We start from the raw sequence: 21118 nt of genomic DNA on the forward strand, positions 1-21118 counted from the left end.
TACCCTTTTTATGTGAAACAAATCTTCTTATCTAAAGTTTACCAAGCAAAAAAACCTCGTCAAGCAATGCGAGGTTTTTAAGAAAAGTGAACCTTTTTGACTTCAATGGTTCGAATATGGTGGTCTTCAGCATCAATGATCGTAAATTCACAGCCTTCTGCTTCAATCGTATCCCCAATGTCAAAATCAAATTTATGCGTCATCATCCAGCCAGCAATTGTATCAACATCATCATTCTCAATGGCTAAATCCAATAAATCATTTACTTCATCAATCAATGCTTTCCCATCCATCACATAATGAAAATCACCTTTTTTAACGATGTGAGGTGTTTCATCCTGATCATATTCATCTCGAATCTCTCCGACAATTTCCTCTAATATGTCCTCCACTGTGACAAGTCCCGCTGTACCTCCGTATTCGTCTACGAGCACTGACATATGAATCCGTTCCTTTTGCATCAAAATGAGCAATTCTTGAACAGGGGTGCTTTCAATCACTCGGATCACCGGACGCATTAAGTCTTCAATCGATACATCTTGATTTAGAAAGCTGGCCTTAAATACATCTTTGCTGTTAATAACACCAATCACATGATCTTTGTCTTCTTTAATAACAGGGTAGCGTGTGTACCTTTCGTTCAGCATATAATGGGTCACGTCTTCTAAGGTCTGTTCAATCTCTATAGCTGAAATTTCTGTACGCGGAATCATGATCTCTCTTGCCACTCGGTTATCAAATTCAAAGATTTTATTCACATATTTGTACTCAGATTGGTTAATCTCACCCTTCTCATAGCTTTCAGATAAAATGAGACGCAATTCTTCCTCACTGATCGCCACTTCATGTTCTTTGACAGAATGATAACCAAATAATTTCACGATGCTTCGTGCAGCCCCATTTAATGCCTTAATAAACGGGTACATGACTTTATAGAAAAAGATGAGTGGTTTTGCTGTCACAAGGCTGACCGCCTCTGCCTTTTGAATGGCAATTGTTTTAGGCGCGAGTTCTCCCACAACGACATGTAAAAATGTAATGATCACAAATGCGATGATAAACGAAAGGATGTCAGTCAATGCAGAATGAAGCCCGATTTTTTCAAACAGCGGATGCAGAAAATGCTCCACCGTCGGCTCACCCAGCCACCCTAGACCTAAAGCCGTGATCGTAATGCCAAGTTGGCAGGCGGATAAATACTCGTCAAGATTTGATATTAGCTTTTGAACATGAATGGCTCTCTTATCCCCGCTTTCGATCAGCTGGTTGATTTTAGAGCCTCTAATTTTCACAATCGCAAATTCAGTGACAACAAAAAATGCTGTCGCAGCAATGAGTAATATGACTAAAAATACGTTTAAAATGTACAAAAAAACCCTTACCTAACAATGGTAAGGGCTCACCTCCTCTGGCATCAATTAATCATTACGGCCATTTAGGAAGATCATTACAAAACGGAGCAATTCAAACAGGGAGACAAGGGCCGCTGCTACGTATGTCAGAGCTGCAGCATTTAACACCTTGTTCACGCCTCTTTCTTCACTGCTTCTAATGATTCCTTCTGAAACAATGATATCTTTTGCACGAGAACTTGCATTAAACTCGACAGGCAATGTCACAAGCTGAAAGAATACAGCTGCTGAGAACAAAATGATCCCAAGCCCGATTAAGTTAAGGCTGCTGAGCAAAATTCCACCAAGGAAAAGAAGCGGAGCAACACCAGATGCAAAGTTCACGACAGGAAAGATCTTATGTCTCAAAACAAGCGCACCATAGGATTCCTGATGCTGCAAGGCATGTCCAACCTCGTGTGATGCGACTGAAATGGCCGAAATGGAGTGGCCGTAGTACACAGGTTCAGATAAACGAACCACACGCTGCGTCGGGTCGTAATGATCAGTCAAAGTTCCTCTTACCGGTTCAACAGGCACGTCGTATAACCCGTTGCGATCTAAAATATATCGAGCGGTTTCAGCACCTGTTTTCATACTGGATGCTTCCACCTTTGAATACTTTTCAAAATTATTCTTCACTTTAAATTGTGCCCAAAATGATAATCCCAATGCGGCAAATGTTAAAAAATAAAAAAACAGCATGCTCATCAGCTTCCTTTTATTTTATATATTTATTTACAATTTTAATGACTTTTATGTACCATGTACAGCAAAAAGCACTAGGTCTTTTTTAGGGGGATAACCGCACCAACGAAAAAGAAGAACACACCTAAGCAAGCTGTATAAAAGGTTCCCGTACCATAAAGGTCTTGAAAAAAGTGCAGCCATGAAAAATCATTCATAAAATGATTCACAGCATTTAAATCAAACACGAGTAAGATGACAGCTGATGATAAAAAGTGCACACCAATAAAAAGAAGTACGGTCTTTTGAACAAACGACATTCGAATTCCCTCCTTCTTCTCCCTTATTTTAAGATATGGGTTCTATTTCAATACATGACGAAGATGAAAAAATGTTTCCTCAATCGGGCATACTGACATTAGCAGCCTCCTGAAAGGAAGAGTCCGATGAAATCAAACCGTATCTTTATCGCTTGGCTAAGGTGGCCACTTTATCTTCGAATTGCCATTATCATCTGTTTCTTGCTTCTCTTTTTTGGACAATTAATCGTTTTACTTGAACCGAAGCAATATCATACGATCTTTGATGGGATCTGGTGGGCGCTTATTACAGTCTCTACGGTTGGTTACGGTGATTTTGTGCCGCAAACCATGCCAGGGCAGGTGGCAGGTATGGCGCTCATTTTTATCGGAGCCAGCTTTGTCACCGCTTATTTCGCCACACTTGCCGCCGCTGTATTCAGCAAGCAGCACCATTATGTTGAGGGCAAGGTAGCCTTTAAGGGGAATGGACACCTCATTATCGTCGGCTGGAATGAGAAGACAAACAAACTGCTTCAGTCGTTTCAAACGATTGATCCAGCCATGCCGATTGTGCTGATTGATGACTCCTTGAAAGAAGGGCCTCTTTTGGAAAATGTTCATTTTATTAAAGGACATGGGACCGAAGATGTCACACTTCGTAAAGCCAACATTACCGGTGCAGATGCAATCATGATTACCGCAGATCAGCATGAAAATGAAGTGACAGCCGATATGCAGAGTGTTTTAACCTTACTTGCAGCAAAAGGATTAAACCCTTCTCTATATTGTTTAATTGAAATCTTAACAGATCGTTACGTGAAGAATGCCGAGCGTGCTGGCGCCAACCAAGTCATTCATACCTCTGATGCTGTCAATCATTTAATGGTTGAACATTTTCTGATAAAGGAACAGCTTACGGCGTTTAAGAAAAAACGACATATGACGCTGCATAAACACGTCACCATCATACCTGTACCGGCTTCATTGGCTGGAGAAACATTCTTAACGGCGCTCCATCACTTTCTAGAGCATCATGTAATTATCGTTGGCGTACAAAAAAAAGAAGGACCCATGATGAATCCTCCCTTTGGCTATGAGCTTCATCCAGAGGATGAATTGATCAGCCTTTAAAGCAGTGCGTCTTCTAATTCCTTGACGAGCGAAAAGCCAATCTCAGCATAAGCCTTTGATACATCCCCATCTTTCTCTTTTGGTTCTTGGAATTGATTAAAGGATGCACCCACATTTCCAACCATCGCATGATCATCTAACTTATCTTGATAGACATGCTTTAAGAGAAATGGATGTCCCATTTTCACCACAACACCTGGCTGATCGAGCTGGCCTTTCTCGGCTGTAAAAGGAACTCTGAGAAAGGTATAGCCATCACGGTTATCAATTTTATAATCAAAATACCCGTGATCATAATCCCAGTTGCCATTAATGACATAACCGAGCGGCTTCATCGTTTCTTCTAAATGGTAAAGTGAAAAGCTATCACCAGGCAGCCTGGATGGTACATGAATCATACGAAACCCTCCTTTTTGTATAGGGTTCGTTAAAGAGAGGAATTCATACATTTCCCCCTCGTGATTTGTACATTGTTTGTAAACGCGGCATCAAACAGGCTTTGATTGGATGATTGATTCGTCTCGTTATCACTGCCGGAACCCGCTGTTTCCTTCGTAGCACTCTTAGAACAAATGCGTCCGACATTGCCAAAGTTAACGATCGCCTGCCCAGAAATATCATGAATATATATATGATTCGTCCTCATTTTTCACCCTCCTCCATTCATTATTCTATGTACAGCACACAGGAAAGCTTGCACAGGAACCTGAAGAAAACAAAAAAGGCACACCTTTATGAAAAGGTGTGCTTTTTGTTCTTATGATTGTTTTAAACGGCTTTCAAGCTCAGCTTTTTTCTCTTCGAAGCCTGGTTTTCCTAGTAAAGCAAACATATTCACTTTATAAGCTTCTACTCCAGGCTGATCAAATGGATTGACGCCTAGTAAATATCCTGACATCGCACATGCTTTCTCAAAGAAGTACACGAGGTATCCGAATGTATAAGCATCCATCTCAGGAATTGTCACGATAAGGTTCGGTACTTTTCCATCTGTATGGGCAAGCATCGTTCCTTCAAATGCTTTTTTATTGACGAAATCAACCGTTTTTCCTGCCAGATAGTTCAAGCCATCAAGGTCTTGTTCTTCTGCTTCAATTACAAGCTCATGTCGAGGCTTGTCTACACTCACGATTGTTTCAAACAAGTCTCTTCTTCCTTCTTGAACATATTGACCAAGTGAATGAAGATCTGTTGAGAAGTTAGCAGATGAAGGATAGATTCCTTTTTCATCTTTCCCTTCACTTTCACCGAATAATTGCTTCCACCATTCTGCGAAATATTGCAGACCTGGCTCATAGTTAATCAGCATTTCAATCGTTCTGCCTTTATTGTAAAGGACATTGCGGACGACAGCATATTGGTAAGCCGCATTTTCAGAAAGCTCCGATGAAGCGAAGTCTTCGCTTGCTTTTGCTGCACCTTCCATCATCTGATCAATATCTGCACCGCTCACAGCGATTGGCAAAAGACCGACTGCTGTTAATACTGAATAGCGTCCACCAACATCATCCGGGATGATAAATGATTCGTAGCCTTCTTCAGTTGCTAATGTTTTAAGTGCACCGCGTGCCTTGTCAGTTGTCGCATAAATACGTTTTTTCGCTTCTTCAGCACCGTATTTTTCAATGAGGAGCTTTTTAAAGATGCGGAACGCAATGGCTGGCTCTGTTGTTGTACCAGATTTTGAAATCACGTTAATGGAGAAATCTGCATCTTCCAATAGATCCATTACATCTGTTAAATAAGAAGAACTGATGTTGTTTCCAATAAAAATGATTTGCGGTGTCTTGCGCTTGCCTTTTGGCAAAGTGTTATAGAAAGAATGGTTCAAAAATTCAATCGCGGCACGTGCCCCTAGATATGACCCGCCGATTCCGACAACGAGCAGGACGTCAGAGTCAGATTTAATTTTGTCTGCACTTTTTTTAATGCGGGCAAATTCTTCGCGGTCATATTGCTTCGGCAAGTCCACCCAGCCTAAATAGTCACTGCCTGCACCCGTTTGTTCATGAATATTATGATGGGCTACCTTCACAAAATCTTTTAAATATGTAAGCTCATGTTCTTGAAAGAAAGGTAACGCTTTCGAGTAGTCAAATTGAATATGTGTCATCGCTTGTAAGCCCTCCATTACGTTAGTTCTGTCCCTTTCACTTTAGCGGAACTAGCTTTTGAAATCAAGTGATCGTCACTGGCATGGCAAAAAGCCGCTTCTCTTGATGAGAAGCGGCAATCTGAATTATAAAGAAGCTTTCAAAATGGATAGAATATCATCACGGTTAAGTTTCATAAAGTTACCAAAACCACCGTATTCCATTTCTTTTGCTGCAATGTCGGCAATTTTGTCCAGCTGATCTTCACCAATATCATAATCCGCTAAACGGCTTGGTGCACCGAGACTTGTCCAGAACGCTGACAGTTTGTCGATCCCTTCTAATGCGATGTCACGATCTGACTTTCCGTCTGTTTCGATGTCAAACATGTTCAGCATAAGGTTTTTAAAACGTTCTACATTATGATCGAGCGTGTGGCGCATCCAGTTTGGGAAGAGGATAGCAAGCCCGCCTGCATGCGGAATGTCATAGACAGCCGATACAGCATGCTCAATCGTATGGGACGCCCAGTCGCCAAAGTAACCCATTTGCAGCGTGCCATTTAAAGCAATCGTTCCTGCATATAGAATCGTTTCACGATGCTCATAGTTTTGTAAGTCTTCCAGCAGTTTTGGTGCTGTCTCGATGACTGTTTGAAGAACAGCAAAACACATCCGGTCCTGTAAAGGCGTGTTTTTCACATTATGGAAGTATTGCTCAAAAACGTGGCTCATCATATCGACCATACCATACACCGTCTGGTTTTCTGGCACAGAATACGTATGCTCAGGGTCTAGAATTGAAAAAGCAGGGTGAGTGACAGAGCTGCCCCACACATATTTTTCATTCGTTTCCCAGTTTGTGATGACAGAGTCTGGATTCATTTCTGAACCAGTTGCTGCAAGTGTCAGCACTGTGCCAAACGGCAGTGCTTTTTGAGCGGTTGTTTTCTTTGAAATAATATCCCACACATCACCGTCATACTCTGCTCCGGCTGCAATTGCTTTTGTACAGTCGATCACACTTCCGCCGCCAACGGCTAATAAGAAATCAATGTTCTCCTTTTGGCAGATATCGATTCCCTTTTTCACTGTTGTGAGGCGCGGGTTTGGTTCAACGCCAGACAGCTCAAACACTTCTGCATCTGCTTCATTTAACGCTCTGATGACATTGTCATAAAGACCATTTTTCTTAATGCTCCCTCCGCCATATACAAGTAACACTCGTTTTCCATAACGAGCGAGTTCGCTTTTGAGTCCTTCTAGCTGTCCTTTTCCAAACATCAATTTTGTTGGATTATAGTAAATAAAATTCTCCATCTGTTGAAACATCTCCTTACAACGAATATATCCAAAAACATGAAAGACTACTGTAACATATGTACACGATGAACTCAAAAAAAGATAACTGCCCGCAAGCAGCTATCCCTTTATTGTTCAATTATAAAGAAGCGTTCAAAATGGCTAAAACATCTTCTTTGTTCAGCTTTTTAAATTGACCAAATTCACCGCGTGCCATTGCACGGTCTGCAATTAAATCAATTTTCTCATCGTTGATGTCATAATCCGCTAAACGACTTGGTGCACCAAGACTTGTCCAGAAAGCTGACAGCTTGTCAATTCCTTCTAAGCCGACTTCTTCATCTGTTTTGCCCGCAGGATCTACATCGAATACACGGACCGCTAATTGTTTAAAACGGCCTGGGTTTTCTTGAATCACATGTTTCATCCAGTTCGGGAACAAGATTGCAAGACCGCCTGCATGGGGGATATCATAAACAGCTGATACTGCATGCTCAATGTTATGAGAAGCCCAGTCACCACGTGCCCCCATTGAAAGCATGCCATTAAGCGCAATTGTGCCAGTGAATAAAATCGTTTCACGGAGCTCATAGTTCTCTAGATCGTTGATCAACTTCGGTGCCGTTTCAATGACAGTGCGAAGAAGTCCTTCACACATACGATCTTGGTAAGGTGTATTTTCTGTGTGATGGAAATATTGTTCGAACACATGTGACATCATGTCAACCATGCCATAAATCGTATGATTTTTAGGCACAGTGAATGTGTTGACTGGATCAAGAATAGAGAATTTCGGGAAAACTGCTGGACTTCCCCAGCCATACTTCTCATTTGTTTCCCAGTTTGTGATGACTGATCCAGAGTTCATTTCAGAGCCTGTTGCGGCAAGTGTTAACACAGTACCGAACGGAATAGCTTCCATTGGGACGTGCTTGCGTGTCACGATATCCCAAGCATCTCCATCGTACTTCGCACCAGCTGCGATTGCTTTCGTCGCATCAATGACACTGCCGCCGCCAACTGCCAAAATAAAATCAATGTCGTTCTCTTTGCAAAGTTCGACCCCTTTTCTTACTGTTGTTAAGCGCGGGTTAGGCTCCACACCAGCAAGTTCAGTGATTGCAGCTCCTGATTCTTTTAGGATGCTGACAACTTGGTCATAAAGGCCGTTTCGTTTAATACTGCCTCCACCATATACAAGTAATACGTTTTTTCCGTAGTGTTTGAGTTCATCTGAAAGGGCTGATACTTCTCCCTTTCCAAAAATTAATTTCGTTGGGTTCCAATAAGTAAATCGATCCATGTGATCTCCTCCTCGCGCTACATTATGCGCCTCATTCATTCCAAAAGTAAAGTAATTTGCTTTCATCCATTTTCTTACGCATAGTTTGGCTAAAAATCTGCAAAATATAAATGTATTGATGCTGTAGCGAAAGGAGGAATCACGATGAGTGCTATTCAGCGTATTGCCCTCGTGCTCACGATTATCGGTGCTATTAACTGGGGACTAATCGGCTTTTTTCAATTTGACTTAGTAGCAGCGATCTTTGGCGGACAAGGTTCTGCATTATCACGTATTATTTATGGTCTTGTTGGAATTGCAGGTCTTGTCAACCTTGGTCTGTTGTTCAAACCAAGCGAAGAAGCTGTTCGCCGTGACGAGCCGAACCCAGAAGTTCGTTAAATAAAAAGACATAAAAAAGGCTGCCTACATGAGGCAGCCTCAGCATGTAGACAAACCCTCGCATTCTTTGTCAGGTCTGCGCGCTGGTGCTCACGAATTCTAAATTCGTCCGCAAAAGTAGCCGCTCTTCCTTGACTTCAAAGGTTTTCTATCACGCTGAAAAAGAAGACAAAGGGCTAAAATAAAAATCATTTTAGCCCTTTGTCAACAATCTAAGGCACCGTTTGAAGCGGTGCTTTTTTATTATTTCTTGATAAGGTCTTTACGGTTTGATTGCTCAATCCACTCTTCAAGTTTATCTTTAAGCGTATTGAAACCTTGTGGTGCAGCAGCTTCTTCTTTCACTTGCTGTGGTCTTTGTTTCTTTGGTTTGCTTTCTTTTCTTTCAGGTGCATCTTGTGTCGCACGGATAGAAAGGCTGATTTTACCTGCATTTTCATCAACAGAAAGAACTTTTACTTGTACTTCGTCACCAATTGAAAGGTGCTCGTTGATGTCTTTTACAAAGCCATGTGTTACTTCAGAAATATGCACAAGTCCTTGAGTTTCTTCATCTAATGCAACAAACGCACCATACGCTTGTAATCCTGTTACTTTACCAGTGTAAACACTGCCTACTTCAAACTTTGTCGCCATGATAACAACTCCTAAATAAATGTTTTAATATTCGTTTATACGCAATTAAAAACTATATCACAGAACAGGCAGTTACGCAAAATATTTTTTAAATGGGTTTAGATGAGATCAAAAGGGGGAATACCTGAAAACAAGAATGCTTTCTAGTATTCCCCCCTAATTTGTGAGGCATGAGTCCATTTGGATTGATGCCTTTTTTTATTTTAAGATGGCTGATGCTTCTTCCTTCACTTGTCGAGCCTGCAAAAAGCGCTGAATTCTTGAAAGTGATTCCTGAAGATGATCAAGTGACGAAGCATATGAACAGCGGATATGACCTTCACCGCTCGGTCCGAATACATTCCCAGGAACAACGGCCACTTTTTCGCTTAGGAGCAGCTCCTCAGCAAATTGTTCTGACGTCATGCCTGTGCTTTTAATCGATGGGAACGCGTAAAACGCTCCATTTGGCTGGTGGCATGTGAGTCCTAGTTCATTAAGGGAGCCGACAAACAAATTACGGCGCCTTCTGTAGCTTTTTTTCATTTTCTCCACATCTTCAAGTCCATTTTTTAATGCTTCTTCTGCCGCATATTGTGCCATCGCCGGCGCGCACATCATAGAATATTGATGTATTTTCAGCATGGCATCGCGCAGTACAGGTGGTGCTGCCACATATCCTAAACGCCAGCCCGTCATGGCAAACCCTTTAGAAAAGCCTGAGATCAAGATCGTTCTTTCCTTCATATCTTGAATAGCCGCCACGCTTGTAAAAGTTTCATCGTATGTCAGCTCTGCATAAATCTCATCCGTAATAATGAGCAGGTCATGCTCTTTCGCAAATTGAGCAATATCTTCAAGCTCTTCCTTTGAATAAACAGACCCAGTCGGATTTGATGGCGAGCAAAGCAAAATGGCTTTTGTCTTCGGCGTCAGCTTTGTGCGAAGATCAGCAGAATCTGCTTTGAAATCTTTTTCAGCGGTTGTACTTAAATAGACAGGCACGCCGCCTGCAAGTGTCGTAAGTGCCCCGTATGCTACGAAACAAGGCTCTGGAATGATCACTTCATCCCCGCTGTTTAAAATCGCACGAAAGGCCAAATCAAGTGCCTGGCTTCCGCCAACTGTGATAATGAGTTCTTCTTCTGGACTGTAGTTAATGTGAAACCGCTTATATAAATAGTGGCTCAGTTCTTTTCGCAAAGAAATTAAACCTGCATTCGCCGTATAAGAGGTCAGCCCTTGTTCTAATGACATAATACTTGCCTCTCTGACATTCCAAGCTGTCACGAAATCTGGCTCGCCGACACCAAGGGAGATAACCCCCTCCATTGTGGCAACCAAATCAAAGAATTTCCGAATACCTGACGGCTGAATGCTTTGTACCGTTTCAGATAAATAAGACTTTTTCATTTAAGGAGACACCACGATTCTTTTGTCATCGTCTCCTGTTTCAAACACTTTCCCATCATGTTTATATCTTTTCAAAATAAAGTGGGTAGTTGTTGAAACAACGGAATCAAGTGTCGATAATTTTTCAGATACGAAGCGGGCAATATCAGACATTGATCTTCCGCGGATCACAACGGAAAGATCGTAAACACCTGACATGAGATAGACAGACTCCACTTCCTGAAACCGATAAATCCGTTCAGCAATTTCATCAAATCCGACGCCTCTTTTTGGTGTCACTTTTACATCAATCATTGCTGTAACGCCTTCATGACCATCCACTTTTCGCCAGTCAATCATGGTTGAATAATCAATAATGACTTTTTGATCTTCAAGTTTTTGAATGATGGCTTCGGCTTCTTCTGTTGTCACGCCTGCCATTTTTGCAATTGTATTTAAATCGGCGCGGCTGTTTTCATCTAAAATCTCTAATATTTCAGTTTCTTTTTCTGTTAGTTTCATTTGATTTCACACCTCAGATTATAAAAGCTAGTTTTAAAAAATCTTCTGAACATTATAGCACGTTTTTCCCATTATGCTAAGCAGGGAAAAGATTCTATTAATAGCTTAAAATCCACTTTTTAGGGTACAATACAGTCACCTAACAGAGAGAGTATCAAGTATCGGAGTGAAGAATGTGGACATTGTTCAGCCAGCTTATATGAAAAGTACATTCGGTTTAGATATCTATTACGAGCACTATCCAAATGAAGGCAAAAAGACATTGATCTTAATTCACGGTCTCTTCTCTTCTACCTTCAGCTATCGAAAGCTCATCCCGCTTCTGAAACAGGACTTCAATTTAATTGCAATTGATCTGCCGCCATTTGGACAGTCCGAGAAGTCGAAAACGTTTATTTACAGCTATCGCAACATGGGAAAAATTATTATAGAGCTAGCTGGTTATTTACAGATTCGGCATGCGATTCTAGTGGGTCATTCAATGGGTGGACAAATCGCCTTATACGCTGCATCTGAACGGCCGGACCTATTTGAAAAGGCGGTTCTATTGTGCAGCTCTGGCTATTTGAATAAGTCAAAAAGATCACTTGTTTACAGCACATATATTCCTTATTTTTATCTGTATCTAAAAAGAAAGCTTTTAAAACAGGGCATTATGAAAAATTTAACGGCTGTTGTGCATGATCATTCCATCATTGATCAAGAGATGGTCGACGGCTATTTAAAGCCGTTTTCAGATGATCAAATCTTTCGGGGGATATTTCGTTTGATTCGGCACCGGGAAGGAGATTTGACCTCGGACGTTTTAAAGAAAATGGAAACACCCGTGCTGCTCATTTGGGGCGAGGAAGATCGAATTGTTCCCATTCAAATAGGCGAAAGACTGCACAAAGATCTGCCAAATTCAACCTTGCATGCATTAAAAAAAACCGGGCACCTCATTCCTGAGGAAAATCCGGTCTTTGTGTCTGATCAAATCGGACAGTTCAGCCTGTCTTAGCGTGAACAGGAGCTGCTGTCTCTTATGGCAAAAAGCTGATTCGCTGTATGCTGACAGCTCTCTATCGGAAGAAGCTGTTCAAATGAGTGATGGTAGATGGCTTGAATCTCTTTTGCTAAAGATAATGGGTCTTCTGCGTCGTATAATGCACTGATGACGTCAGCAGGCTCCGTTTCATAAAAATCCTCTCCATAATGAAAAGGGTCCCATGCCTTAATGAATTGAATCATCTCTTCTACAGCTTGACTATCTTTCATCGGTATCACCGCTTATAATAAATTTTGTGATGTTTATTTTAGCACAACCAAGAATGGTTGAAAAACAGCTAGAGGTGGGTTTCATGAATTTCGACGAACAGATCATACGTAAAGGTTCAAAATCAGTGAAATGGGATCAAGCAGAGTCTTTGTTCCTGACAACAGATGCCCTCCCGATGTGGGTGGCTGATATGGATTTTAAAGCGCCGCAGGTCGTCCTTGATGCATTGAAAGAGCGATTAGACCACGGTGTATTTGGCTATGCATTTCAAGATCAGGATACGCAGCAGGCAGTCGCTGGATGGCTCAAAAGAAGACATGGATGGACAATTCAGACAGATGCCGTCACCTTCACACCAGGAATCGTAACGGCACTTAGTTTTGCTGTTCAAGCCTTTACAGCACCGCACGACGAAGTAGTTATACAGTCACCAGTGTATACACCTTTTTATCAAATGATTGAACGAAATGGACGTACAGTCTCAACCAATCCTTTAAAAATAGAAAACAACCGCTATATGATGGATTTTGATGATTTAGAGAAAAAACTGAGCAGACCACAAGCAAAGCTCATGTTCCTTTGCCATCCGCATAATCCGTCCGGAAGAGCATGGTCAAAAGAGGAATTAAAGCGAGTCGGAGACCTATGTGTGAAGCATGGAGTCACAGTCGTTTCAGATGAGATTCACTCGGATTTGATGCTTTACGGGAAGCAGCATGTGCCCTTCGCCAGCCTTTCTGACGACATTGCACATATCACGGTAACGTGTATTGCGCCGAGTAAAACCTTTAATCTAGCAGGGCTCCAGGCATCTGCTATTATCATTTCAGATGAAGAAAAAAGAACCCTTTTCACGAATGAAGTGCAAAGAAACGGACTTTCCAAACTGAATGCCTTTGCGATTCCAGCGATGGAAGCAGCATACCGCCACGGGGATGAGTGGCTTGATGCCCTTGTTCTTTATCTCGAAGGCAATATGAAAACGGCGATGGACTATATCGACGAAAATCTTCCAAATATGCGTTATATGAAACCAGATGCTTCGTATTTATTGTGGCTGGACATTCGGGATTATCAATTCAGTCAAGCGGAATTGAAACGGAATCTGCTGAAAAAAGGGAAAGTGATCCTAGAGCTTGGCCACGTGTACGGACACGAAGGAGACGGCTTTATTCGGATGAATCTCGGCTGTCCTGCTGAAACAGTCAAAGAAGGACTGAAACGTCTCCACCAAGCGTTCACGCTATCAGCTGAATAAGACCTATACGATAGAAAGAACATCCTAACGGGTGTTCTCAGCGCGTAGACAAACCCTCGCATTCTTTGTCAGTCCTGCGTGCTGGTGCCCACGAATGTCAAATTCGCTCCGCGCCAGTACTCGTCCTTCCTAGACTGCAAAGGTTTTCTATCACGCTGAAAAGAAGACAAAGGGCTAAAATCAAGATCATTTTAGCCCTTTGTCAACAATCTGAGAACATCCTAACGGGTGTTCTTTTTAAAGAAAAAAACCCTCCTTTTATCATATCTACTTTGTACATGAAATGATATAATGAGAGGAATTACAATTATTTACGAGGAGAGCATTTAAATGGAAATGTTCAAGGATTTTCTGCTCCATGTATCTTTTATTCTATTTCCAATCTTTTTATATCATGCGCTATGGCTAAGCCGGACCCCTGCTCATTTCCCAAAAACGAATAAACTGCTCATCACAGTATTCGCATCCATCTCTTCAGCACTATGTATTATGTATCCAGTTGGTTCGATTTTAGATTTGCAGACTGGGCTTCAATCCATTCCCCTTGTGCTTGCTATTTTATACGGAGGATACATGGCGGGGATCGTTGCCATCTTGATAAGCATCATTGTCAAATTCGTGATGTACGGCTCTTTCTTATGGATTGGGCTCATCGTTGTCCCAATTTACTTTTTCATCCCATTCCTGTTCTACCGAAAATGGCATCAATATTCGAAGCCAAATAAGCTGTTTTACGGAGTGCTTATCGGTTTATCCAAAGGATTCTTTATTTACATTGGCCTGCTTGCGGTCAGCTTAATGGCATACAACCCAGCTTTTATTATGCAGCAAAAGCTCCTTGAGTTATTTTTCTCAACTCTTTACTACATATTCTTTCTTGTGCTCAGTATCTATTCCATTGAATTCGTGAAAGAAAATGCGGAAATGAGATCACAGCTTGTCCAGTCAGAAAAACTGACCATTGTAAGTGAACTTGCTGCAAGCGTTGCCCATGAAGTACGCAATCCGCTGACAGTTGTGAGAGGCTTTATTCAATTGCTCTTTTCGAGTGATAATACAAAAGAACCACCTGCTAATAAAGATTATAAGAATCTCGTTCTGTCCGAGTTAGACCGTGCGCAGGACATTATCACGAGCTATCTTGACATTGCAAAACAAAACTATTATCAAATTGAATCTCTTAATCTCTCTAAATTACTTGAGGAATGTGCATCACTGATGACATCCTATGCGAATTTTAAATCGGTCACAATTCATCAATCCATTGAACCTGACTTATACATTCAAGGGGATGTAACGAAGATCAAGCAAGTCATGATTAATTTAATCAAAAATGCGATAGAAGCGGCTCCTGAACATGAAGGGAAAATAGAACTTTTTGCTTCAAAAGAAAATCATAAGATCTGCCTTTATTTCGTTGATAACGGTGTAGGTATGACAGAAAGCCAAATGAAAAAGCTTGGCGAACCCTATTACACCTTGAAAAATAAAGGGACTGGGCTTGGGCTGACAGTGACTTTTTCTATTATTGAAAATCACCATGGAACCATTCGTTTCAAAAGCTCGCTGCAATCTGGAACAACCGTCACCGTGAAATTTCCTGAAGATACAAGAAGAAAATGATTAATCCATTTTTTTTGTTCTTTTTTCATCTATGCGCTCCTGCTTCTTAGATGCACGAACGATGAGCCGAAAACAAATAAATGCAGCAATAAAGAAAATCACCGTGGTGATAGCCGCTGGGATGTACTCCCTTTTATCTTCAGGAAAATATAGTAGAAAAAGTACGATGAACGACATCATTCGCCATTCCCCCCCTTTTGCTCGTTTACTTCACTATATTGGCTAAAAGAAATGAAATACCTTCCGATGAGAAGGAAATGGAGGAATTTCACATGACAGACATTCAAATTGGACAAGTTGTGAAAGGTTTTTATAAAACAGGTGTATATGTTGGGGAAGTGACAGCAGTGAAACCATCGACCTATCTCGTTCAAGTAAAAGCCGTTCTGACACATCCCACTCAAGGCGACCTGCATCATCCGAAAGAAGCAGACGTGCCTTTTTTCCAAGAGAGGCGGGCTTTGGCCTATAGAGAACAGACAAATATCCCTCATCATATGGTGAAGCCTTATGATGGCGATATACCTGATTATGAAGAGTCACTGAAAGAAGCTGTAGATAAATTGAAACAAGCACTCCGTGCGGATGATTCTAAATGGGCTGAAAAATCAAGAGCGTGCCTATCTTCTCTTGAAAAAGATTATTTTCCAGAAGACATCCGCTAATCAGCCGAATCAAAAAAATGTGAGAAATCGATCAGCTCACCAATTTTGGTTGTTTGCGGATTTTCCACATAGGCTCTGTCTTTTTCAAAAAGGGTGAACAGCTGATAAGTCGTCATGGCATCATCGAGTGCTTTATGATGCTTACCAGCTCCTTCACTGCCGTATTCCTTTGCCGCTTTTCGAAGCCCTGTCAGTGTGCGGTCACCAAAAAAGGTTTTATATTCAAAAGCCAGATCCCTCAGCTTCCCCTTAAAAGGAAAGGTAATATGATTGAGCATACAATTTTGCTTCAGTACCTTCATGTCCATGTTGCCCCACGTAATAATCTCACAATTCTCTCCCCCATCAAGTGACACGAGCTTCTCGATAAACGCCTCAAATGAAATCCCGCTCTCTACATCCTCCTGCGTAATTCCGAGGAAAGATTTACAGCGCTTCGTCAGCTTCGGGAACTTTTTCGGTTTGACGTAGCTAGAGAATGTGTCTATGATCGTTTCATCTGCTGCTTTCACTGCCCCAGCTTCAATAATTTCAGGAAAAAAGTTTTGTGGATGATATTTTCCATCAGGCATCGTAAATTCAAAATCGACCACAAGCACCGTCTTCTGTTCCACCAGTTTCACCTCACTTTTTCGTCAGCTTTTCATTCTCATACCATTATATTAAGACGGACCTTGAAATCACTTCATTTTCGTGAAAATAATGCAGATTCACTATGCCCAACCTATTCATCTGATGAAAGATCGTTTATTTTCCTTTATAATTATTAAGGAACACGAAATAAATAAAGAAGGTGGTCTCTATCACAAACAGGAAGAAAAACTTGTACATCATGTGGTTTGTGAACTTTTTTGTATCTGCGAGTATTACAATGATCGTCCCTTTTTTATCACTTTACATAGAATCTCTTGATAGCAGCTATTCAAATGAATTTGTTCAAAGATGGAGCGGCTATGTCTTTGGGGTCACGTTTTTAACAGCCTTCCTGATTTCTCCGATTTGGGGGCGGATTGGCGACCGGCATGGCTATAAAAAGATATTATTAATTAACGGTATTGGCATCGCCACAAGTATTCTATTAATGGGGCTTGTGCACACCGTGTATCAGCTATTTGCACTAAGGCTCTTCATGGGGCTTGTCACAGGCTTTATCTCGACTTCAATGGCACTGATTTCTGCACAGACTGAAAAGGCAACTGCCGGTAAAACCCTCGGAACGATGCAGATGAGTAATGTCGCCGGAGGATTGTTTGGTCCGTTAATGGGCGGATTCATGGCAGACAGCGTCGGATTTATTTATACGTTTTTCCTCACAGCGGCTGTCATTTATGTGTCAGCTATTGTGATTATCTTCGGAGTAAAGGAACAGCCGATCCGGTCAAATGAAGCAAAGCGAGTTTCTTACTCACGGAAGGATGTACTCATTCACATTTTCAAACAGCCTTTGCTTGTGGTCACGATGCTTTTAACGTTTATTACGCAGGTAGGGAACTTTAGCATACAGCCGCTTTTGGCTTTATACATTCATGATTTACATGGTCCTGTCAATCTCGCTTTTTATGCGGGGCTTGCTTTTTCTGCAACTGGACTTGGCAATTTGCTGTTCACGCGAAAATGGGGGGATCTCGGAGATCGAATTGGTCACGACAAGGTGCTGCTTGCCCTTCTCATCCTCTCCTCTATTTTATTCATCCCGCAAGCGATGGCGGATTCATACGTCATGTTAGTCATTTTCCGTTTCCTATACGGGATGGCACTTGGCGGAATTATTCCGTGTACGACGGCGTATATCCGGATCAAAGCACCTGCTTCTATGCAAGGGGAAGTGCTCGGATACAATGTCAGCTTCCGTTTTCTTGGGAATGTCGTCGGTCCGGTGATCGGCGGCATTGTGGCGAGTCATTACGGGATTCCAGCTGTCTTTTATGTCACTGCCGGCATTTTTCTGTTTGGTGCGTTATTTTTATGGGCGGTCCGCTCGCATGCGAAGACGAATGAAAGGAGTGTCTGATCATCTTCAGATACTCTTTTTTCTTGCGTAAAAGCCTTATTCACTAGACTTCACGCCCATTCTTTTCTAAAAATAACCTTCTCGTATTCGCAAAACAATGGTACGATATGGCTAGAAAATTGAAGAAAGTGAGTGACCTCATGTTTCGTGCAATCATTGGTTGGTTATTACTTGCTGCCCTCATCCCACTATTTGTTCTGACTTTTTATCTATCAAAGGAAGAAGCTGCAAGTGTAAAGCCTGTTAACGAAGTGCTTGATCAAAAAATCAAGCTGGAAAAGATAGATTTTTCCCAAAACAGTTATATGTATGACCGGGATGGTTCTCTTATCTCCGAGATCGTCTCAAACGATGAGAACCGGGTGTTCGTGAAATACGATAAAATCCCTGAACCTGTGAAGGAGCTGTTCCTTCGTTCAGAGGACCGCAACTTTTATGACCATAAGGGAATTGACTTTATGGGGGTTGTTCGTGCCCTTGCTGCAAACGTCAAAAACCATGGCATCAGCCAAGGAGCGAGTACGATCACACAGCAGCTGTCCCGCAACTTATATTTAAGCCATGAACGTTCGTTCAGCCGAAAGTTTACGGAGCTGCTCTATTCCTATGAACTTGAGCGGAAATTCTCGAAGGATGAAATTCTCGAAAGCTATTTAAATACGATTTATTTCAGTAATGGTGTTTACGGTGTCGGTTCTGCGGCTAATTACTATTTTGATAAGCCGCTTAGTTCTTTAACACTTGCACAAATGGCATTTATCTCTGCTATTCCAAACAACCCAACACTGTATGACCCATTAAAGCAGTTCAAGCACACAAAGAAACGCCAAGAACGACTGCTTGGTATTTTGAAGAAAGATGGCGTCATCACCAAAAAGCAATACAAAAAAGCCGTCAAAGAAAAAATCAGCCTTTCTTTAAGTGAAAAGAAAAACCTATACCCTGACTATGTGACATATGCCAATGGAGAGTTTACCGATCTTGTGTCTGATCAGGAGGGCTTTACAAAACGATTGAAGAAAGCCAAAACAACTGAAGCGAAAAAGGCGATTCAAAAGGAATTATCTGAAAAGGTCAGTGCCCTGCTCCAGGATGGTGTGAAAATTTATACGGCGCTTGATCCTTCCTTACAGCAAAGAGCCGTCTATCAGCTCAATGCTCAATTGCCTTACCAAGGTGTGGAAGGCGGATCAGCCGTCATTAATCATGAAACGCATCAAATTGTTGCACTTGCTGGCGGGAAAAACTATAAGAAATTTGATTTTAACTACGCTTATCAAGCGCAAAGACAGCCTGGTTCTGCAATTAAACCGCTTTTAGACTATGCACCTTATATTGATCAAACCGGCGCAACGGCTTCAAGCACCATCAGTGCCGGCAAGTTTTGCAGCAGCGGATACTGTCCTCAGAACTATAATCATAAAACGTATGGAACAGTCACACTTGAAACAGCCTTTAAACATTCTTACAATACCCCTGCGATCCGAATGCTGGATACAGTAGGTGTCAAAAAAGGCTTCAGCTATTTAGAGAAGTTCTCATTTGAGCATATTGTAGCGGATGATTACCGCCTTCCTTCTGCACTTGGCGGATTTACGAAAGGCTTCTCACCGCTAGAAATAACAGATGCATATACCGTCTTTGGCAACCAAGGAGCCTACACACAAAGTCATTCGATCACAAAAGTGACAGACTTAAACGGTAAGACCCTTTACAAGTGGAAAGAGTCGCCAAAGCAAGTATATTCTCAGCGTACAAATGAAACGATGCGTAAGCTGCTTACCTCCGTTGTGAAAAGTGGGACAGGGAAAAAAGCGAATTTCAATGCCCCTTACATCGGTGGTAAAACAGGGACATCCAATGACTACAAAGATATTTGGTTTGTGGGACTGACAGATCAGTACACAATGGGTGTCTGGGTCGGAAGAGATAGAGGAACGGTCGAATCGATTTACAATTCAAGCCCGCACTTACGTATTTGGAAAAATACGATGCAATACGCCAGATAAACAGGAGGTTTGATTGCGATGCATTCAACACATCCACCCCATTTAATTTTATTTGACGGTGTCTGCAACGTGTGCAGCGGCGCTGTTCAGTTTGTGATTAAGCGCGATCCGAATGAACGGATGATGTTCGCTTCATTACAATCAGATACAGGGCAGCGTATTTTAAAGGAAAACGGTTTGCCTTTAGATGAGTTCAATTCATTCATTTATATCGAAAAAGGGACCCTTTATACGAAATCGACAGGCATCTTAAAAGCCGCGCGGCATTTAAAAGGAATCTACAGATGGAGCTTTTTACTCCTTGCCATACCTCGCCCAATCCGTGATTGGTTTTATCAGCTGATGGCAAAAAATCGCTATAAATGGTTTGGTCAAAAAACATCTTGTATGATGCCTACACCCGATATTCAAAAGCGGTTTCTTTCATAAAAAAAGCATCCTCATCATTGGAGGATGCTTTCTTTGTCTGCTTATGAAGGCAGACTTGCCATCACACTGTTATAAAGCTTAATAAATAAGTACAAAATACCGATCAAAAACGTCGCCCAAAACAGCAGAATAAACATCATAAACCCAATCAAATTCAGCATAGAAAGCGATTGATAAATGCGAACCACAACCCAGATAAAATAGACAAGACTTGCTAATGCAAAAAGTCCAACAAGCAGAATGAGCTGCTGCGTCAACAGAAATGCTAGCAAGCTGGCAAATAAATAAACAACGGATGCAATCCGAATTTTCTTTAAGTTCTCCCCTTCAGGGTCCTTAGCGAAAAAGAGCAGCGCCAGCTCTAATACCGTATCTGCAATCAGTTTTAAGGCAGATAAGATCATAAAATAAACAAGTGCAAAAGCAGCAAAGAGAGCAAGACGAATGCCCTGTTCAGAGAAAAATTCCAGCATTCCTTTTAAAATACCTGCTTGAGTCAAGAAATCAGTCGTGATACCTACTGTGAAAATCGAAAAAGCAGAGCTGAATAGTAAAATTGAAATCAGCGGAAAATATCCAGTCAAATATGTATTTTTCATAAATAGATCCTTTCTCATAAGCTCACATTTATTATGGCTCACTTAAAACGGATTGACAAGATGCTTTCAAAGTAAACTGACAGCAAAATCAAATTTATGATTTTGCACGTACATTCCTTCACAAACTTACATTTTCCCGTTAAAGTAT

Annotated in this window: 24 protein-coding genes; 9 read left to right on the plus strand and 15 right to left on the minus strand. The window is 41.5% G+C overall.

Translation table 11 applies throughout. The features are described from left to right. Positions 1 to 77: 77 nt before the first annotated feature. From NSQ34_RS14290 to NSQ34_RS14300, 3 genes are all read right to left on the minus strand, one after another. A complete protein-coding gene (locus NSQ34_RS14290) occupies positions 78 to 1370 on the minus strand; it encodes a hemolysin family protein (RefSeq protein WP_024423287.1) in 1293 nt (430 codons plus the stop codon). Between the two features lie 48 nt (positions 1371 to 1418). Beyond that, positions 1419 to 2093, minus strand: a complete 675-nt coding sequence (locus NSQ34_RS14295; protein WP_024423288.1) for a zinc metallopeptidase — start codon at positions 2091 to 2093, stop codon at positions 1419 to 1421. Between the two features lie 80 nt (positions 2094 to 2173). Continuing rightward, positions 2174 to 2398 (minus strand): hypothetical protein, encoded by a 225-nt coding sequence (locus tag NSQ34_RS14300; RefSeq protein WP_070325959.1) that lies wholly within the window; start codon positions 2396 to 2398, stop codon positions 2174 to 2176. 126 nt (positions 2399 to 2524) lie between these two features. On the opposite strand from NSQ34_RS14300, the gene NSQ34_RS14305 reads away from it, so the two are divergent. After that, positions 2525 to 3511, plus strand: a complete 987-nt coding sequence (locus NSQ34_RS14305) for a potassium channel family protein (RefSeq protein ID WP_034282528.1) — start codon at positions 2525 to 2527, stop codon at positions 3509 to 3511. Here the strand turns inward: NSQ34_RS14305 and NSQ34_RS14310 are convergent. The 5 genes from NSQ34_RS14310 to NSQ34_RS14330 form a co-directional block, all read right to left on the minus strand. Continuing rightward, entirely contained in the window at positions 3508 to 3909 is a 402-nt protein-coding gene (locus NSQ34_RS14310; protein ID WP_268455966.1) for a YugN-like family protein, read from the minus strand. The genes NSQ34_RS14305 and NSQ34_RS14310 overlap by 4 nt on opposite strands. A 29-nt stretch (positions 3910 to 3938) precedes the next feature. Then, on the minus strand, positions 3939 to 4157 hold the full coding sequence (locus tag NSQ34_RS14315; RefSeq protein ID WP_046313371.1) for a spore germination protein: 219 nt from the start codon (positions 4155 to 4157) through the stop codon (positions 3939 to 3941). Between the two features lie 111 nt (positions 4158 to 4268). Continuing rightward, a complete protein-coding gene (locus NSQ34_RS14320) occupies positions 4269 to 5624 on the minus strand; it encodes a glucose-6-phosphate isomerase (protein ID WP_041107612.1) in 1356 nt (451 codons plus the stop codon). Positions 5625 to 5750: 126 nt separating this feature from the next. Next, positions 5751 to 6923, minus strand: coding sequence for an iron-containing alcohol dehydrogenase (locus NSQ34_RS14325; protein WP_065215235.1), 1173 nt, complete (start codon positions 6921 to 6923; stop codon positions 5751 to 5753). Positions 6924 to 7044: 121 nt separating this feature from the next. Beyond that, entirely contained in the window at positions 7045 to 8208 is a 1164-nt protein-coding gene (locus NSQ34_RS14330) for an iron-containing alcohol dehydrogenase (RefSeq protein ID WP_034282535.1), read from the minus strand. Between the two features lie 144 nt (positions 8209 to 8352). Here NSQ34_RS14330 and NSQ34_RS14335 point away from each other — a divergent pair, with 144 nt between their 5' ends. Then, positions 8353 to 8589, plus strand: coding sequence for a DUF378 domain-containing protein (locus NSQ34_RS14335; protein WP_003212952.1), 237 nt, complete (start codon positions 8353 to 8355; stop codon positions 8587 to 8589). A 243-nt stretch (positions 8590 to 8832) separates the two neighbouring features. On the opposite strand, the gene yugI is transcribed toward NSQ34_RS14335, so the two are convergent. From yugI to NSQ34_RS14350, 3 genes are all read right to left on the minus strand, one after another. Then, entirely contained in the window at positions 8833 to 9225 is a 393-nt protein-coding gene (gene yugI / locus NSQ34_RS14340; protein WP_007500519.1) for a S1 domain-containing post-transcriptional regulator GSP13, read from the minus strand. A 198-nt stretch (positions 9226 to 9423) separates the two neighbouring features. Continuing rightward, entirely contained in the window at positions 9424 to 10617 is a 1194-nt protein-coding gene (locus NSQ34_RS14345) for an aminotransferase (protein WP_342500955.1), read from the minus strand. After that, positions 10618 to 11118, minus strand: coding sequence for an Lrp/AsnC family transcriptional regulator (locus NSQ34_RS14350; protein WP_003213765.1), 501 nt, complete (start codon positions 11116 to 11118; stop codon positions 10618 to 10620). Positions 11119 to 11317: 199 nt separating this feature from the next. Between NSQ34_RS14350 and NSQ34_RS14355 the strand changes: the two genes are divergently transcribed. Beyond that, positions 11318 to 12118, plus strand: coding sequence for an alpha/beta hydrolase (locus NSQ34_RS14355; RefSeq protein ID WP_268456034.1), 801 nt, complete (start codon positions 11318 to 11320; stop codon positions 12116 to 12118). On the opposite strand, the gene NSQ34_RS14360 is transcribed toward NSQ34_RS14355, so the two are convergent. Further along, positions 12115 to 12375 (minus strand): DUF1871 family protein, encoded by a 261-nt coding sequence (locus NSQ34_RS14360; RefSeq protein ID WP_081124738.1) that lies wholly within the window; start codon positions 12373 to 12375, stop codon positions 12115 to 12117. The two genes, NSQ34_RS14355 and NSQ34_RS14360, sit on opposite strands and share 4 nt — an antisense overlap. 83 nt (positions 12376 to 12458) lie before the next feature. On the opposite strand from NSQ34_RS14360, the gene NSQ34_RS14365 reads away from it, so the two are divergent. Together NSQ34_RS14365 and NSQ34_RS14370 are read left to right on the plus strand one after the other, a co-directional pair. Continuing rightward, a complete protein-coding gene (locus tag NSQ34_RS14365) occupies positions 12459 to 13634 on the plus strand; it encodes a MalY/PatB family protein (RefSeq protein ID WP_046313363.1) in 1176 nt (391 codons plus the stop codon). A gap of 330 nt (positions 13635 to 13964) precedes the next feature. Further along, entirely contained in the window at positions 13965 to 15257 is a 1293-nt protein-coding gene (locus NSQ34_RS14370; protein WP_070325962.1) for a HAMP domain-containing sensor histidine kinase, read from the plus strand. Here the strand turns inward: NSQ34_RS14370 and NSQ34_RS14375 are convergent, their stop codons facing one another. Next, the gene (locus tag NSQ34_RS14375) at positions 15258 to 15437 is read right to left on the minus strand and encodes a hypothetical protein (RefSeq protein WP_034282549.1); all 180 of its coding nucleotides are present in this window, start codon (positions 15435 to 15437) and stop codon (positions 15258 to 15260) included. A 92-nt stretch (positions 15438 to 15529) separates the two neighbouring features. On the opposite strand from NSQ34_RS14375, the gene NSQ34_RS14380 reads away from it, so the two are divergent. Continuing rightward, a complete protein-coding gene (locus NSQ34_RS14380) occupies positions 15530 to 15922 on the plus strand; it encodes a kinase-associated lipoprotein B (RefSeq protein WP_061110010.1) in 393 nt (130 codons plus the stop codon). Here the strand turns inward: NSQ34_RS14380 and kapD are convergent. Continuing rightward, positions 15919 to 16536 (minus strand): 3'-5' exonuclease KapD, encoded by a 618-nt coding sequence (gene kapD / locus NSQ34_RS14385; protein ID WP_061110011.1) that lies wholly within the window; start codon positions 16534 to 16536, stop codon positions 15919 to 15921. The genes NSQ34_RS14380 and kapD overlap by 4 nt on opposite strands. A gap of 218 nt (positions 16537 to 16754) precedes the next feature. On the opposite strand from kapD, the gene NSQ34_RS14390 reads away from it, so the two are divergent. The 3 genes from NSQ34_RS14390 (at position 16755) to NSQ34_RS14400 (ending at position 20371) form a co-directional block, all read left to right on the plus strand. Beyond that, the gene (locus NSQ34_RS14390) at positions 16755 to 17933 is read left to right on the plus strand and encodes an MFS transporter (protein WP_286072006.1); all 1179 of its coding nucleotides are present in this window, start codon (positions 16755 to 16757) and stop codon (positions 17931 to 17933) included. Between the two features lie 107 nt (positions 17934 to 18040). Then, positions 18041 to 19942, plus strand: a complete 1902-nt coding sequence (locus NSQ34_RS14395; RefSeq protein ID WP_268455972.1) for a transglycosylase domain-containing protein — start codon at positions 18041 to 18043, stop codon at positions 19940 to 19942. Positions 19943 to 19960: 18 nt separating this feature from the next. Continuing rightward, positions 19961 to 20371 (plus strand): thiol-disulfide oxidoreductase DCC family protein, encoded by a 411-nt coding sequence (locus NSQ34_RS14400; RefSeq protein ID WP_024425932.1) that lies wholly within the window; start codon positions 19961 to 19963, stop codon positions 20369 to 20371. Between the two features lie 41 nt (positions 20372 to 20412). On the opposite strand, the gene NSQ34_RS14405 is transcribed toward NSQ34_RS14400, so the two are convergent. After that, the gene (locus tag NSQ34_RS14405) at positions 20413 to 20970 is read right to left on the minus strand and encodes a YufK family protein (protein ID WP_024423305.1); all 558 of its coding nucleotides are present in this window, start codon (positions 20968 to 20970) and stop codon (positions 20413 to 20415) included. Positions 20971 to 21118 lie beyond the last annotated feature (148 nt).

This window comes from Bacillus sp. FSL P2-0069 (genome assembly GCF_038593315.1).
Lineage (GTDB): Bacteria > Bacillota > Bacilli > Bacillales > Bacillaceae > Bacillus > Bacillus safensis.